General features: G+C 39.9%; 15 protein-coding genes. 7 read left to right on the forward strand and 8 right to left on the reverse strand.

Going from position 1 to position 13450, the window contains the following annotated elements; all coding sequences use genetic code 11:
• The first annotated feature begins 96 nt into the window (after positions 1-96).
• Positions 97-855 (forward strand): hypothetical protein, encoded by a 759-nt coding sequence (locus VB693_RS02365; protein ID WP_323264895.1) that lies wholly within the window; start codon positions 97-99, stop codon positions 853-855.
• A 48-nt stretch (positions 856-903) separates the two neighbouring features.
• Here VB693_RS02365 and VB693_RS02370 read toward each other — a convergent pair whose 3' ends face one another.
• The 3 genes from VB693_RS02370 to VB693_RS02380 form a co-directional block, all read right to left on the reverse strand.
• Complete coding sequence (locus tag VB693_RS02370) at positions 904-1791, reverse strand: hypothetical protein (RefSeq protein WP_323264896.1); 888 nt, start codon at positions 1789-1791, stop codon at positions 904-906.
• A gap of 49 nt (positions 1792-1840) precedes the next feature.
• Positions 1841-2350 carry a hypothetical protein gene (locus VB693_RS02375; protein ID WP_190700787.1) on the reverse strand — a complete coding sequence of 170 codons (510 nt, stop codon included), beginning with the start codon at positions 2348-2350 and terminating at the stop codon, positions 1841-1843.
• A 128-nt stretch (positions 2351-2478) separates the two neighbouring features.
• The gene (locus tag VB693_RS02380) at positions 2479-3126 is read right to left on the reverse strand and encodes a class I SAM-dependent methyltransferase (RefSeq protein ID WP_323264897.1); all 648 of its coding nucleotides are present in this window, start codon (positions 3124-3126) and stop codon (positions 2479-2481) included.
• A 122-nt stretch (positions 3127-3248) separates the two neighbouring features.
• Between VB693_RS02380 and VB693_RS02385 the strand changes: the two genes are divergently transcribed.
• From VB693_RS02385 to VB693_RS02400, 4 genes are all read left to right on the forward strand, one after another.
• On the forward strand, positions 3249-4868 hold the full coding sequence (locus VB693_RS02385) for a glycosyltransferase family 39 protein (protein WP_323264898.1): 1620 nt from the start codon (positions 3249-3251) through the stop codon (positions 4866-4868).
• Between the two features lie 95 nt (positions 4869-4963).
• The gene (locus VB693_RS02390) at positions 4964-5599 is read left to right on the forward strand and encodes a restriction endonuclease subunit R (RefSeq protein WP_323264899.1); all 636 of its coding nucleotides are present in this window, start codon (positions 4964-4966) and stop codon (positions 5597-5599) included.
• 54 nt (positions 5600-5653) lie between these two features.
• The gene (locus VB693_RS02395; protein ID WP_323264900.1) at positions 5654-6883 is read left to right on the forward strand and encodes an FAD/NAD(P)-binding protein; all 1230 of its coding nucleotides are present in this window, start codon (positions 5654-5656) and stop codon (positions 6881-6883) included.
• Between the two features lie 47 nt (positions 6884-6930).
• Complete coding sequence (locus tag VB693_RS02400) at positions 6931-7455, forward strand: GrpB family protein (RefSeq protein ID WP_323264901.1); 525 nt, start codon at positions 6931-6933, stop codon at positions 7453-7455.
• A gap of 13 nt (positions 7456-7468) precedes the next feature.
• Here the strand turns inward: VB693_RS02400 and VB693_RS02405 are convergent, their stop codons facing one another.
• The 4 genes from VB693_RS02405 to VB693_RS02420 all read right to left on the reverse strand — a co-directional run bounded on the left by VB693_RS02405 (position 7469) and on the right by VB693_RS02420 (position 11256).
• Positions 7469-8458 (reverse strand): metal ABC transporter solute-binding protein, Zn/Mn family, encoded by a 990-nt coding sequence (locus tag VB693_RS02405; protein ID WP_323264902.1) that lies wholly within the window; start codon positions 8456-8458, stop codon positions 7469-7471.
• A gap of 153 nt (positions 8459-8611) precedes the next feature.
• A complete protein-coding gene (locus VB693_RS02410) occupies positions 8612-8944 on the reverse strand; it encodes a hypothetical protein (RefSeq protein WP_323264903.1) in 333 nt (110 codons plus the stop codon).
• Positions 8945-8961: 17 nt separating this feature from the next.
• Positions 8962-10023: a hypothetical protein gene (locus VB693_RS02415; protein ID WP_323264904.1), complete on the reverse strand. Its 1062-nt coding sequence runs from the start codon at positions 10021-10023 to the stop codon at positions 8962-8964.
• Between the two features lie 255 nt (positions 10024-10278).
• Complete coding sequence (locus VB693_RS02420) at positions 10279-11256, reverse strand: GTP-binding protein (RefSeq protein ID WP_323264905.1); 978 nt, start codon at positions 11254-11256, stop codon at positions 10279-10281.
• 261 nt (positions 11257-11517) lie between these two features.
• On the opposite strand from VB693_RS02420, the gene VB693_RS02425 reads away from it, so the two are divergent.
• Positions 11518-11778, forward strand: a complete 261-nt coding sequence (locus VB693_RS02425) for a hypothetical protein (RefSeq protein ID WP_323264906.1) — start codon at positions 11518-11520, stop codon at positions 11776-11778.
• A complete protein-coding gene (locus VB693_RS02430; RefSeq protein WP_323264907.1) occupies positions 11778-12407 on the forward strand; it encodes an all3515 family Zur-repressed PEP-CTERM protein in 630 nt (209 codons plus the stop codon). The genes VB693_RS02425 and VB693_RS02430 overlap by 1 nt, the downstream gene beginning before the upstream one ends.
• 118 nt (positions 12408-12525) lie before the next feature.
• Here the strand turns inward: VB693_RS02430 and VB693_RS02435 are convergent, their stop codons facing one another.
• Positions 12526-13431, reverse strand: coding sequence for an alpha/beta hydrolase (locus tag VB693_RS02435; RefSeq protein ID WP_323264908.1), 906 nt, complete (start codon positions 13429-13431; stop codon positions 12526-12528).
• Positions 13432-13450 lie beyond the last annotated feature (19 nt).

The following is a 13450-nucleotide window of genomic DNA, read 5'->3' on the forward strand; positions in this document are numbered from 1 at the left end:
AGCAGATAAAGCCAAAGGCTCAACTCTGCTGGATTATTTTTTGTCTCCAGTCTTCAACTATAAGAATATAGACTGCTTATTTAGGTTTTGAAGAAAATGTTGCGTGTTTATCATTTGCTTATAGGTGCTTTTTTATTAATTTCTCTTCCCGTTGGAGCTAAATTTATTTTACCCCAATTTTCGGACAACAAAATAGCAACAACAACCCCAAGTGTTACACCTCCAAGCACTACATCAACAAAAACCAGTGTTAAAGCAGAAAATATTTGGCAAAAAGTTTTAAGTAAAACTACTGCTCCCAATGGTTGGGAAGTTAAACCTTGTCAGGACAATGTTGCTTTGCTGTGCGTGTCTGAGCAAGGTGAACGTTTGGGTACAGTAGAAATTGTGGTTTATCCAGTCAACAATAATCCAGAATTTCAAAAGCATTTAACAGCATCTGGTATTCCTTTAGGTTCTCAAGCAGACTACCAAAATCAGGAATATCAAGCAAAAGTAATCAAAGTTCTCCAAGCTTGGGTTGCAGACTTCAACACTAGCTTTGTCAAAAACCGTCAGGGCGTTTACGGTAATAAAGTTGTTTTCTCCACCTATCCACCGCAACAAGTCAAAATAGGTAAACTCCCTGGTATTCGCTATGGTTTGGTGGGAATTAAGTCAGAGGGTGGAGTAGAAGAGCAGCATATTGGCCATGTTACCTACGATGGTGCAAAGTTGTATGTCGTAACTACATCTTTTGCTCCAGGTACAGGTAAGTTTGCCAAGCTGGAGAATTTGGCCATCTTTCAACCATATCTATATGCGATCGCAGAAAATTTAAACTTACCGATGAAGGGTTCAGGCACAAAACCCTAATAATAGGTAATAGCCCAGAAAAACTGGATTTGAGCTATTACCTATGATTTAAATCTCTGCTACAGCTCGTTCAATTAAACGACGTGCGAGAGTCTGCGTACCTGTATGTTCGTAGTAATTGGTGGCTACATCTAAAAATGCTGCTAGATAATCTAACTTGTCATCAGCAAGTTGCATAAAACCTTGCAAATTACCGACAACTTTTTGAGGGGTTAAATTATTAGCAGAGACAATACCATTCATCCAACCTTTAACTGATTCAAAGCTTTCGCCAATAAAATTGAGCTTACTACCGGCATTGTTACCAGGAATCATATCCTTCATGCTTTGGAAAGTGGAATTTTGATCCAACTCCTGGGGACTGGTTTGGTTCAATCCAGATAAAGCTTTATCGATAAAGTCTGGCCCTAAGGGTATCAAACCATCAATACAAACTAAAGCCACCATGCGAATTAGGGACTCACCACTGTACTCTCCTAAAGAAGCGACAAAATCGCCAATGCTATCACCGGGGATGCCATTAATTTGGCAGAAGGCAACTAATTCAGCTACTAATTTCAGGGATAAATCGATAGTTTGGGCTTTGTCTGGTTTGGGAGTAATTGAGTTTAAGAAACCCAAAAGTGGGATTTTTTCACCAACTTTGTTAGCTAAAGCGGCTGCACCTAAAGCTTTATCTGTACCATCAACAGTTTGATAAAGCCATAAAGCTTTTTGATATCCTTGGGAGCGATCATTGTAAAGATAAATCGCCCGTTCGCCAATTTGCTGAATTAAATCTTCGTCGGTTTCACCAGTGACGGTTTTAATAGTATTGACAAAGCCCACTGTATTTTGCCACTCACCAGGAGCAACAAAATCTAAAGCATTTAACATCGAAATAGTCAAGCCACTAGTTGGTAGTTCATCAACCAACTCAAAAATTGGTTTGCTCACAAAAATCTCCTGATTTAGTTTTTTTTATGTCTAATTGCATGGGTGCAGACTATTTGAGTTTGGCGAGTCCGTCAAGATTAAATTTTTCTACCCAATCAGCGCGATCGCTGGCGGTAAATGATGGTGAACGAGACAATACTTTTACCTGATATTTACCTACTAAAACCGCAGTTTGCGTATTACCTACCAATACCGACGGATAACCACCAATTTCTTTGCTGCTGTTCGAGAATTTAGCGGCTGCACCTGGTGTGCTTGTGGTGTCAGAAATAGATAACATCGCTAAGTCTTTGCCGTCTTTTTTCAATTTGGCTTCAGCAAAGCCTTTTTTCTCTTGGGTAAATACACGCTGATAACCAGCTGCTTCGGCGGGGAAGAATTTGTTAAATTCACTTCCCTGAGTCGCCTTTTTAGCAACAGCTTGCCCGCTTTTTTGTTTACTACTTTCTTGTTGTACCTGATCAAAGCGGCTTGGTGCTTGGGCTGTACAAGCTGTAGTCAGTAAAACAACTGACAGCAACACAGCAGCTAAAACCCTACGTCCACGAGGAAAAATCATCTCTAGGTTCTCCATATACTTGAGCTTTGAGGCAATTATCTGCGCTGCTTTGAGTTTCCACTCAGAAACTTTACTTTTTGATAACTATTGTAGAGATGCGATTCATCGCGTCTTAATCTAAGAATGGATTATTTCTCTCGGTAAGCGATCGCCGCATAAAACGGATCTCCCCCAGTCACCCCTAACCACTGCAATAAATTGGGTGCTGTAGATTGACGCACAATGATTTCCGGCGTGGTGAATCCGGGTACGGAAGCAAAGTAGCCTTTGACTAGTTCTACTCGCCCTACTTCGGAAGCATCCCGCCAAGCTTGAATCGCCTTTTGAAAGAACATCCGATTAGAAAAGCTAAAAATTGCCACCCCACCAGGTTTCAGGATGCGGTGAATTTCGGCAAATATGGCTTCTGGATATTGTAAGTATTGTACGGAAACGCAATTAATCACAGCATCAAAATCTTGATCTGGTAGGGGTAAAGCCGGATTGTCGTTAAGATTCTGGACAAAGTAGTGATTTAACCGAGGATTCCGTCCTAATTCTTCGGCGTTGAGTCCGTGTCCCTCAACATGGGTAAATTGCATCTCATCTGGTAGATGGGACACCCAACTGCTCATCATATCTAAGATGCGGGTGTTGGGTTTGAGTCTTTCTCTATATAAATCTGTTAGCTGTTGAATAAAACCTTCATCGACATGGGTGACAAAGCGGGGATAGGCATAAAACAGTTTATCGTTTGTATCGTCTAATTTGAGGCGTTGATCTGGTTTTAACAACATAGAAATCTATTTGGGCAAATTTTTTCGGGAAATTGGTGCAACTTCAGGTATTCTTTTGAACAAGCACTATTGAATTCATTTTAATAAAATCCAGATAAATCCTCGCATCTACGCAGCATCCAATGTTGTATAAACTACCTTTTTTAAAGCCTATTTGGCGACAAATCAGCCTATCCGCGACATTCCCTTACGTTAGCTTGCTGGTTTGGACAATCCCCTTATTACTCTTCAGTTCTGGGGAAAACAGCGTTATGGCACATGATGAGGGGCTTTATGCTTGGCGCGCCCGTCAGATGTTTGATGCTGATGACTGGATCGCACCCTGGGGTAATGCTCATCATAAAACCCCTGGGCCATATTGGTTAATTGGCGGATTTTACAAATTATTAGGAATCAGTGAATTTAGCACCAGATTACCTAACATGATATTGGGAATTTTTTGCCTATTGTTAACATACGAAATTGGCAAAATTATGCTGAGTCAAAAATTAGCTTGGCTAGCTGCTGCTATTTTAAGTGTGACATTTCTCTGGTTACAATACTGTCGCTTAGGCACTCCTGATATCCCAACTGTTTTTTTGGTGCTTTTAGCTATTTACGCTTTTATCCAAGCAGAAATATATCCTAAATATAGATATATTTGGGGTTTGATTGCTGGGTTAAGTTTAAGCTTAGGCTTCTTAATGAGAAGCTTCATGATTTTTCTCCCAACAGTAGCTTTATTCCCCTATTTAATTATTGAAAATCGCCGTCATCGTCATTTAGCTAACCCATTTTTGTATCTAGGTTTAATTGTAGGTTTAATCCCGACATTAGTTTGGTTCTGGTTTAATTGGCAACGTTACGGTAATAATAGTTTTGCGGCTCTATTTGGTTTTGTTTTAGAGTTAGGTTCTCAAGAGCGTGCTGGGAATAGCATCATATTCTACTTTTGGAATATCCCTATAAACACCTTTCCTTGGGCATTTTTTAGTATTTTGGGCTTATTTTTAGTTATCCGTCGCCCTATTCGTAACTATCAACTTATACTCGTTGGTTTTCCTGTTGTTTTATTTGCCCAATTGAGTATTTTTTCCACTCGTTTATCTCACTACAGTCTCACTCTTTATCCTTTTATTGCCTTATTCGCAGCGATAGGTTTAGATTGGTTGGGGAGAATTTATCAGTTAGGATATGTCAATCGAAAACCTCTATTGCAAAAGGGAAATATTCCCCGGACTCTCAGTTATGCTTGTGGCTTACTCGGTCTTTTATTGGTACTCGCATCCATAGTTGCATTTGCCTGGGGCGATCGCAAATATTCAACTCTCGGTTTAATTCTGGGTTTAAGTTGGTTAATTGTGCCAGTAGTCTGGATCAGTCGTTACCACTTGGGCTGCAAGTTTCTCACGGCTGGTTATTGGATAGCTGGTTGGTTAATTCCCTGCTGGTTAGGTTTAGCGGTTGCTAGTGGCTTTGGTTTATTGGGCGATTATAACCCTGCTTACAGGACTTTTTTCCAAAAACCTGCGATCGCTTCTATTTTACAAACCTATCCCATATATTTTGTGCAATTAGGTGGTAAAAATGCTGTGCTACTCAGGTTTTATACTCCTCTTCACGGTCAAAAAGTAGAAACAATTGCCCAAGTACCACCCTCTAGCTATGCTTGGGTTTACAAACAACCATCTTCTCAAATATCCCCACCACACCGGGTAATCGGATCAATACAAGATTACAAGTTAATCCAAATCTTACCCTAATGAGGAAAGCAGAACCCATAGATTAGGAGCAAAGGAGAACGCAAGACACAAAAATCTGTCAATATCAGGATAGTATAGTTCCCTGTCCTCAGATTATGGTTCAAACAATCCAGCCAAAAGACATTACCCTACTGGAATTAGAGACAAAATTTGGACTCCAATTTATTGAGTATGAGCAATTTTTCCTAGAATGGCAAGATAAACTACCAGAAATTACCAGTGTTGAAAAACAACAACTTGACCGAGTTAAAGCCAGTTATTCTAATTTGCTCAAGTACCCTCCCTTACTAGAAAACACCGTCAAAATGGTGGTGTTATCTCCTCTGTTGGATTTAGCAGACTTTTATCTCTCTCCATTTCACGTCAAATCGGAAAAATCTGTAGAAATTTCTGCTAAAAATGAAGACGTTACTGTTAAAGGACAGATTGATGTTTTAGTTTTGTTTGAACAGCTAGTAGTAATAGTTATAGAATCCAAACAAGCAGCTTTTTCTGTGGAAGTCGGAAAACCTCAACTTTTAGCTTATATGCTGGCGTTATCTAACTCTGATCAACCAATATATGGGCTAATATGCAATGGCAGTAGTTTCCTTTTCGTTAAATTGATTAAGCAAGAAACGCCTAAATATGCTTTGTCTCGCTTGTTTTATATCTTTAATCCAGGAAATGAATTGTATTCAGTTTTAAGTGTGTTAAAACGATTGGGTCAATTAGTTAGAAATAGCAGTTGAGTAGATGTGAAGATACAATGATAACGATTATCGTTATATCTCACAAACTCGGCAATGGAAACGACTCCACCACAGTTACCCAGCAAAATTGACTTGGCAATTATTGGTGCTGGCCCTCATTCGTTAACATTTATTACCCATTTGCTACAAAAACGGTCAAAAATGAAGGGTAGGTTTTTGGTATTTGACCCTAGTGGCAGATGGCTGAGTCGATGGGAGCAGCAGTTTGCAGCTTTAGATATACCACATTTGCGATCGCCTGCGGTACATCATCCCGACCCCAAACCCTTCGCTTTACGAAAATTTGCCGAATCTCGTTCCCAAGAATTATTTCCCCCCTACGACTTACCAGGGACTCGGCTGTTTGAAGACTTATGTAATGATGTGATTCATCGTTGGGATATACAAGATTTAGTTGTGCCTGCCAAAGTAACACGTCTTGAACCCTTACATCAGGGTTTTCGTTTGTGGTTGCAAGATGGTGAATCAATTCTTGCCAAGCGGGTTATATTAGCTACCAACAACAGTCAACTTCAGATTCCCGACTGGGTAAATCACATAGCATCAGCATATCCCCAAGATAAACTCTGTCACTCCCAACAAGTAGATTTACGACAATTACATTTAGCAGGTGAAAGAGTCTTAATTGTCGGTGGTGGTTTAACCAGTGGACATTTAGCCGTTGGTGCGATGACTCGCGGTGCAAAAGTCCAATTGATGATTCGGCGACAGTTGCAAGCCAAATTATTTGACGCTGAACCTGGTTGGTTAGGGTCAAAATACTTAAAGGCATTTTTGGCTGAGTCAGATTATCAACAGCGATCGCAAATGATTCAGCAAGCGCGGAATGGCGGTTCTGTAACACCAGCAATGGCTATGCAATTACGGCGATTGGTGCGTGCTGGTCATGGGAGAATAGATGAATATTGCCAAATTGTTGCTGCTCAATGGTTAGATAATCATTGGCAGGTAAAATGCAATGATGATAGTGAATATGAGTGCGATCGTATTTGGCTTTCCACTGGTAGTAAATTTGATGTTCAGGCTGAACCATTATTACAAGAAGTTTTAAATGCGTACCCGATTCCTGTAATCAACGGCTTACCTATTTTAGATACTTGTCTGCGTTGGCCTGGTTGTGAATTATTTTTGATGAGAGGGTTAGCAGCTTTACAGATAAGGCCGACAGCACGAAATTTATCAGGTGCGAGAATGGCTAGTGAAAAAATTGTCCCAGCGATTATCAAGCCAAGTGTTGTTCTTCCTCATCCTAAAATTGCTTAACTCTTTTATGGAAAAATGAAGTAAATGATAAAGTTGTAAAAATTTTCATGAAAGTAGAAGTTTTACCCCACAATCTTATTTGGCGTAGCAAATTTGAGGATGAAACAAAGCTGATTGCACCAGTTTTCGCTAACAATTTAGTGACTATTCACCATATTGGCAGCACTGCGATTCCTCATATCTATGCCAAGCCCATTATTGATATTTTGGTTGAGGTAAATGATATTAGCAAGGTAGACGAACTTTGTTCGGCTATGACAGCATTAAGTTACGAAGTCATGGGTGAATTTGGCATACCAGGCCGTCGTTACTTCCGCAAAGATGATGTGACTGGTACAAGAACCCATCATGTTCATACTTTTGAGGTTGCTTCACTCGAAGTAAAACGACACTTAGCATTTCGGGATTATATGATTGCTCATCCTGAAACTGCACAGAGATATAGTGAATTAAAATGTCAGTTAGCCAAACAATATCCGAATGATATTAATGGATACATGGATGGAAAAGATGGGTTTATCAAGGAGATAGAAAAAAAAGCATTGATATGGAAAACACTCTCGAAATCTTAGCAAGCATAAAAATCTAAGGTTGTGACTGTTGAATTCTGGGTGGAAAAATTAAGTATGTTCCGCCTAAACCTTCTACAATGGTGCGTGTATTGGCAAACATCATCTTTTGATAGGTATCTGCATCACTTCCCGGTTCTCCTAGCCCCTTCGTATATAGTTGTCTTTCTGATAATTTAACATTTGCTTCTGCTGCTACAGACTCCATTAACTCAGGATTAACTGTTGTTTCTAGAAAAATTGTTGGTACTTTCGACTTTTGGATGTATTGCACCAAATTTTTGACACGTTGATTTGTAGCTTGTTCTTCATTGCCAAAACTGGCTGAAGGAATACCATAAGCTTTGGTGTAATAATCTATGGCATTATTGGTTGTGACAACTTTCAGTTTATCTTTAGGAATACTCGCAATTCTTGATTTGATCCAACTATCTATCTGTGTGAGTTCAATTATGATTCGTTTGGTATTCTCTTGATAAATATCTGCATCTCTGGGGGATAATTTCTTTAAGTTGTTATTAATGACTTCCACCATTTTGATTGCATTCTGGGGATGATGCCAAATATAAGGATTAATGACTGGGCGACCATTTACCTGAAATTGTCGTGCTTTAGGAAGTGCAACTTGATTAACAGCTATTTTAGTAGTTGGAGTTTTTGTCGCTGTAATTATTTTAGTTAATGCTGGCTCTAGATTATAACCATTATAAAAAATTAATTTTGCTTCTTCAATCGCTGTCAGGTCTTCTGGTTTTGGTTGATAATCTTGGGCATTTGTATTAGGAGGAATTATACAGGTAAGATTAATTGTATTTTCTGCAATTTGTTTGGCTAAGTCACAAAGTACACTGGTAGTAACTACAACTTTAGGAAGATTTTCATCGACTGTGGTAGAAGTCTGAGTGAAGGATGTATTTATAGCTTGATTTCCACAGCCGAAAAATCCAACTGTTAAAAAGAAAAATCCAAGTCGTAAGCAAATATTGTTTAGTAGTTTTTTTGACATATTTTAACCATGCTGAATGTGTAAAACAGCTAATTTTCATGAGTAGCAATTATTTATTTACTACTAGTTTTTTGATCAAAGAATTAAATAAACATACACAGTAAAGGCACAGAAATGCTGTGCCTAAAATGATATTTATAATTTTTAACGGGATTAAAAATCTATAGATGGCAATTTACCTTGTAAAAGTTGAAATTTAGACTGAAGGCAATTAGCACAATTACAACCTAGTTGTTCGGTTATAGGATTAGATGTTTGAGTCAAATGTGGGATTGCTATTTCTGAAAATGGTTGAATATGTTCTAGTGTCAGTATTGGGGTGGTAGATATGGATTTGACACTAGCATTGGCTGGTTTGGCTGCCACTAGTATAGATGACAGAATCACAGGAAAGGCAAGCAAAAACAGTTTGACTAGGTTCATACTGCAAATATTAAAGACTGCTGTTGATACAGCATAGCCAATTTTATTGATGAGCTTCAACATTAGTAACTGTCTAGGACTTAACTACGCCCAAAGCCTTGACCGCGTAATACTTTTGACCAAATGAGGATTTCCCCTTTGTCACCACCTGCGGCTAATAATTTACCTTGAGGATGCCAAGCTAAGGTAGAAAAGCCATCAGCAACGCCTGTGAGGATTTGGGATACTTGCTGGGCTTTGTTCCACAAACACAACCAGCCATCTGTAGCCGCCGAAGCTAACAGAGAACTTTGAGGTGCAAAAGCGATCGCATTAATCACACCCACATGATTAGTCAAAACCCGCGCTTCCCAACCCAAGTTCTCATCCTCTAGCTTTTCCCAGACCACAATCCCTTCCACACTGGAAGTAGCTAACAATGGCGCACCTATTTTAGTATTAATTTCTGACCAAGCCAATTGACGAATCTTACCAGGGAAGCCACGCATCACCCAAGGGTCGGGATTGTTCCATTCCAAAACAGTGACACTGCGATCCATGTTACCGGAGGCGAGAAATTTGCCATCAGTTGACCAACCCATAGCGACGCTAACAGTTGGCATACTGAGAAGATATGGTTCTTCTTCCCAGTTTTGAGAGTGCCAAATTTTAACTCCTTGGTTTCCACCAATGGCGAGATATTCCCCATCAATCCGCCAATCAATACTCAATGCGGAGGAGTCGGAAAAATTCAGGGTGACAACCACCTCACGATTATCAGCATCCCAAACTTGGACGTAACGCCCTAAACTAAAAGCCAACTGGTTATTAACATGATTCCAAGCCAGCTTATCCACCCAAGCAGGGGCATTTTCTAAGGTGGTAATTAATTCCTGTCCCTGCCAAATTTTCACCCGTCCATCCTGTCCCCCAACGGCTAAAAATTGACCATCCCTGGAGAAAGCTACACAATCTACTGATTGACCTTCACCACTTTGCAAAGTTGTTAATTCACCATCTTGCCACAGTACCACTTCCCCAGCCGCCGAGGTTGCAGCTAGAGTATCACCTAATGGCGACCAGGCGATCGCAGTTACATACTCTGCGAGTGTCCCGGAATAGTGTTCTTCAAATTCTTTTGATTTGCTAGTTGTGAGGTTCATAGTGCTAGGGATTGGGGACTAGGAATTTTAGATTTTGCGGAAAGTTCTGTAGGCGGGTTTCCCGCCGTAGGAAACTTTTCAAGACGTATTTTAGATTTTGGATTGAATAATCTAAATCCAAAATTGCAAATCCACTCATTGAAAAGCTGGGGACTGGGGATTAGAAAGCAGAGGAGTAGGGGAAGCAGGGGAGCAGAGAGGAATACTAATAATTAATTTCACGCTCTTTACTCCCTACTCAGCACTCAGCACTCACTACTCAGCTGCCATACAAGCAAGAAAATCTTGTTTCAATTGGGCTTCATCGAGATTGCGACCGATGAAAACCAATTCGTTTTTCCGTTTCTCGCTAGCTTTCCAGGGTCTATCAGGTCTGCCATCCAATATCATATGCACACCTTGGAAGACAAATCTATTATCCTCCCCAGCAATATTTAATATGCCTTTCATCCGAAAGATATCTGGGCCTTGGGTACGCAATAATTCTGAAAGCCAAGCATTTAATTTCTGCCCATCCAGTTCCCCTGAATCTACCAAAGCTACAGAAAAAATACTATCATCATGTTCGTGGGTATCTTCACCCAAAAAATTGGGATCTATTTCTAACGCGCGATCTAAATCAAACGCATTCACACCTAATAAAGCATCCATTGCTAATTCTGAATTTTGGGTGCGATAAATTTTCGCCATCGCATTCATCGATCGAATCCGTTTTTCTAATTCATCTAATTCTGCTGGGGTTACTAAATCTGTTTTATTAAGTAAAATTACATCGGCAAAGGCAATCTGTTCTTGAGCTTCATCTGCATCCCAGTGCTGCCAAATATGCTTGGCATCAACCACTGTCACTACAGCATCTAAAGCCAGTTGGCTTTGCATATCTTCATCTACAAAGAATGTCTGAATTACTGGTGCAGGGTCGGCTAACCCAGTAGTTTCTATAACTAAATGGTCAAACTTATCGCGTCGCTTCATCAAATTGTTAATGATGCGAATTAAATCCCCTCTGACGGTACAACAAATACAGCCATTGTTCATCTCAAATATTTCTTCATCGGCATCAATTACTAATTGATTATCAATGCCGACTTCCCCAAATTCATTAACAATCACAGCCACTTTTTTGCCGTGTTCGTAGGTGAGGATGTGATTAAGTAGAGTTGTTTTACCTGCTCCTAAATAGCCGGTCAAAACAGTCACGGGAACTGAATTTATCATTACGTCAGCAACCATACTTTTAAAACCTCTTATCTCACCTTATGGATAATTATTATCACCCATCATAAATCCTTTTATATTTTTGTGTGAATTTGCCATTAATGCAAGCTGCAATCTACACTATTTGCTGTTTTTGGCATCTGTACTTAGTTATAAATATTCACAATTCACCAGGATTGAAGACTTCTATTTTTAACAAATTCTTCATTGACAAACCCATAAAGAGCATGATAATCATTATCGTTGGTAAAAATTATACTTTCAGGGAGAACCCTAGTGGTTTCAAAATACACTAGCTTTTGGCACAAGCAAGCTTATATTGCTGTGGGCTTTTTGGCTGTTGCGCCATTAGTTGTATCTACAGCTATTGCACCTGCACAAGCTCATGATGACACTGAATATTACATTGGCTTAGATGGGTTACAGATTCTTTTAAGCGGGACATATGCAGGATTAGATAACCCGAACTACAACCGTTTGACCTTCTTATCTGCACACCGGGAAGCAAACCCTGCGAGTAATCATTTTCATTTATAGTGGGGACTTATAGCTACTTAGGTGCTGTAGATAGCCCAAGTATTAATTCAACCAGTGCTAATAACAGAATCCCTGAGACTTATACGGGTATTCCACCACTAAAATTATTACCGGGTACAGGGATTTATTCTGGTCGCTTGATTAGCTCTGACACCCATGAAGAATATAGCAATCTAAACATCCAATCCATAACATCTTTAGCAGGTGCTTTAGAAGAAGACGACCAGTATTTATTTAATAGTTCTGGTGGTCGTTGGCAGTCGCCTCTGACGGGTGCAACAATTGGTCTACAGTTATTGGAAATTAGTAGTGGATTGAATATTGCGAATGAGGCGGGTGAAAATATCCTCAATTCTCTTGGTGATATTTATACCCTCGGTGGTGGTGACGATTTTTCCTTCACCCCTACTTTTTGGACTCAGAAAACAGCAACACCAGGTACTTACTCAGCAACATTTAAGCTGGTGGATTTAAGTAGTAATAACTATTTAGAGTCTGGTACATTTAGCTTTGATTTCAGAGTAGAAAAAGTACCAGAACCTTCTACTACTATTGCTTTAGGATTCGCTGGTTTATTAGCTTTGTCTATTTCTCATCTGAAGAAACGCACTGTAAAAACTTTGAATTAGTAAGTCGTTGGGAAGAAATCAAACTAACTATGTATTTTGCGATGTGAAATACTTGTGATTGAGTTCTTAGTAAGGGCTTTAGTCCTTAAAAAAGGGCTAAAGCCCTTACTACAAACCTTTAATGATGTAAAAAATCCTCAATGGCTGTAAAAATCTCTGCTGGGTATTCCTCGTGCATTCCCAAAGAACCAGGAAGTACAACACTTCTAACCCCTGGGAGTGCAGCGACAGCTTCCATTTCGGCGCGTGATTTCGGTGGACTCGATTCTGCAATCACTACCATGAGGGGAAGAGATAAGGACTGTACAAGTGCTAGAAAATCGGATTGATTGCGTACTGCGTCAATATTACCAGTTACAAAAGCGGCAGAAGCAAACCTAGCACCAGGTTTTTGGGTGGATTGCCATTTCTTTTCCATGAAACTGGGTGTAAGTTTTGTTGTATCGACAAACACATGGCGACGATACATAAACCTTAAGAAAGAAGGAGTAGTGTTGAGTTTGTAGAGAATTTGACCGACAATAGGCGATCGCACTAATCCCCTAACTACACCAGCTAAAATTGGATTTGCCCCCATTGTTGGTAAAGGGCCGCGCCAAGTCGGTGCAATCAAGACAATTTTTGAGAAAGTATCTAGCTGTTTGTGCGCTAGTTGCAACACATAACCAGCAGCATGACCAGCTGCTATAACAGTTATAGGAGTAGAAAAAACAGCCTGAACAAAATCCCCCAGAAATTGCTGATAAATCTCTGGTCGGTAATCTATACTAGGGCGAGAAGATTGCCCAAAACCAGGCCAGTCCAAAGCCACTACTTGAAAATGAGGAGCTAGTAGCCTAGCCAATCCAGCCATTTCTTGACGGGTGGATACGCTGCTAAAAGCTGGCAATAGTAATAGAGGTGAACCATTGCCAAGAGTTTCATAAACAACGCGCAATGGTTGATTTTCCCATTGCCAGACATATTCTTGAACTACTCCACCAAATCCAGTAGGGTCATAGGTTGATAATAAACTGGTAGACATCGCACTAAATATTGGGTAG

The organism is Anabaena sp. UHCC 0399 (genome assembly GCF_034931465.1).
Lineage (GTDB): Bacteria > Cyanobacteriota > Cyanobacteriia > Cyanobacteriales > Nostocaceae > Trichormus > Trichormus minutissimus.

What these genes read in the sequence shown, in the direction of transcription:
- VB693_RS02390 (WP_323264899.1), top strand. Translation starts at nt 4,964, where the DNA reads ATGGTTCAAACAATCCAGCCAAAAGACATTACCCTACTGGAATTAGAG.
- VB693_RS02380 (WP_323264897.1), bottom strand. Translation starts at nt 3,126, where the DNA reads ATGTTGTTAAAACCAGATCAACGCCTCAAATTAGACGATACAAACGAT.
- VB693_RS02415 (WP_323264904.1), bottom strand. Translation starts at nt 10,023, where the DNA reads ATGAACCTCACAACTAGCAAATCAAAAGAATTTGAAGAACACTATTCC.
- VB693_RS02375 (WP_190700787.1), bottom strand. Translation starts at nt 2,350, where the DNA reads ATGATTTTTCCTCGTGGACGTAGGGTTTTAGCTGCTGTGTTGCTGTCA.
- VB693_RS02395 (WP_323264900.1), top strand. Translation starts at nt 5,654, where the DNA reads ATGGAAACGACTCCACCACAGTTACCCAGCAAAATTGACTTGGCAATT.
- VB693_RS02410 (WP_323264903.1), bottom strand. Translation starts at nt 8,944, where the DNA reads ATGTTGAAGCTCATCAATAAAATTGGCTATGCTGTATCAACAGCAGTC.
- VB693_RS02405 (WP_323264902.1), bottom strand. Translation starts at nt 8,458, where the DNA reads ATGTCAAAAAAACTACTAAACAATATTTGCTTACGACTTGGATTTTTC.
- VB693_RS02365 (WP_323264895.1), top strand. Translation starts at nt 97, where the DNA reads ATGTTGCGTGTTTATCATTTGCTTATAGGTGCTTTTTTATTAATTTCT.
- VB693_RS02435 (WP_323264908.1), bottom strand. Translation starts at nt 13,431, where the DNA reads ATGTCTACCAGTTTATTATCAACCTATGACCCTACTGGATTTGGTGGA.
- VB693_RS02420 (WP_323264905.1), bottom strand. Translation starts at nt 11,256, where the DNA reads ATGGTTGCTGACGTAATGATAAATTCAGTTCCCGTGACTGTTTTGACC.
- VB693_RS02400 (WP_323264901.1), top strand. Translation starts at nt 6,931, where the DNA reads ATGAAAGTAGAAGTTTTACCCCACAATCTTATTTGGCGTAGCAAATTT.
- VB693_RS02385 (WP_323264898.1), top strand. Translation starts at nt 3,249, where the DNA reads ATGTTGTATAAACTACCTTTTTTAAAGCCTATTTGGCGACAAATCAGC.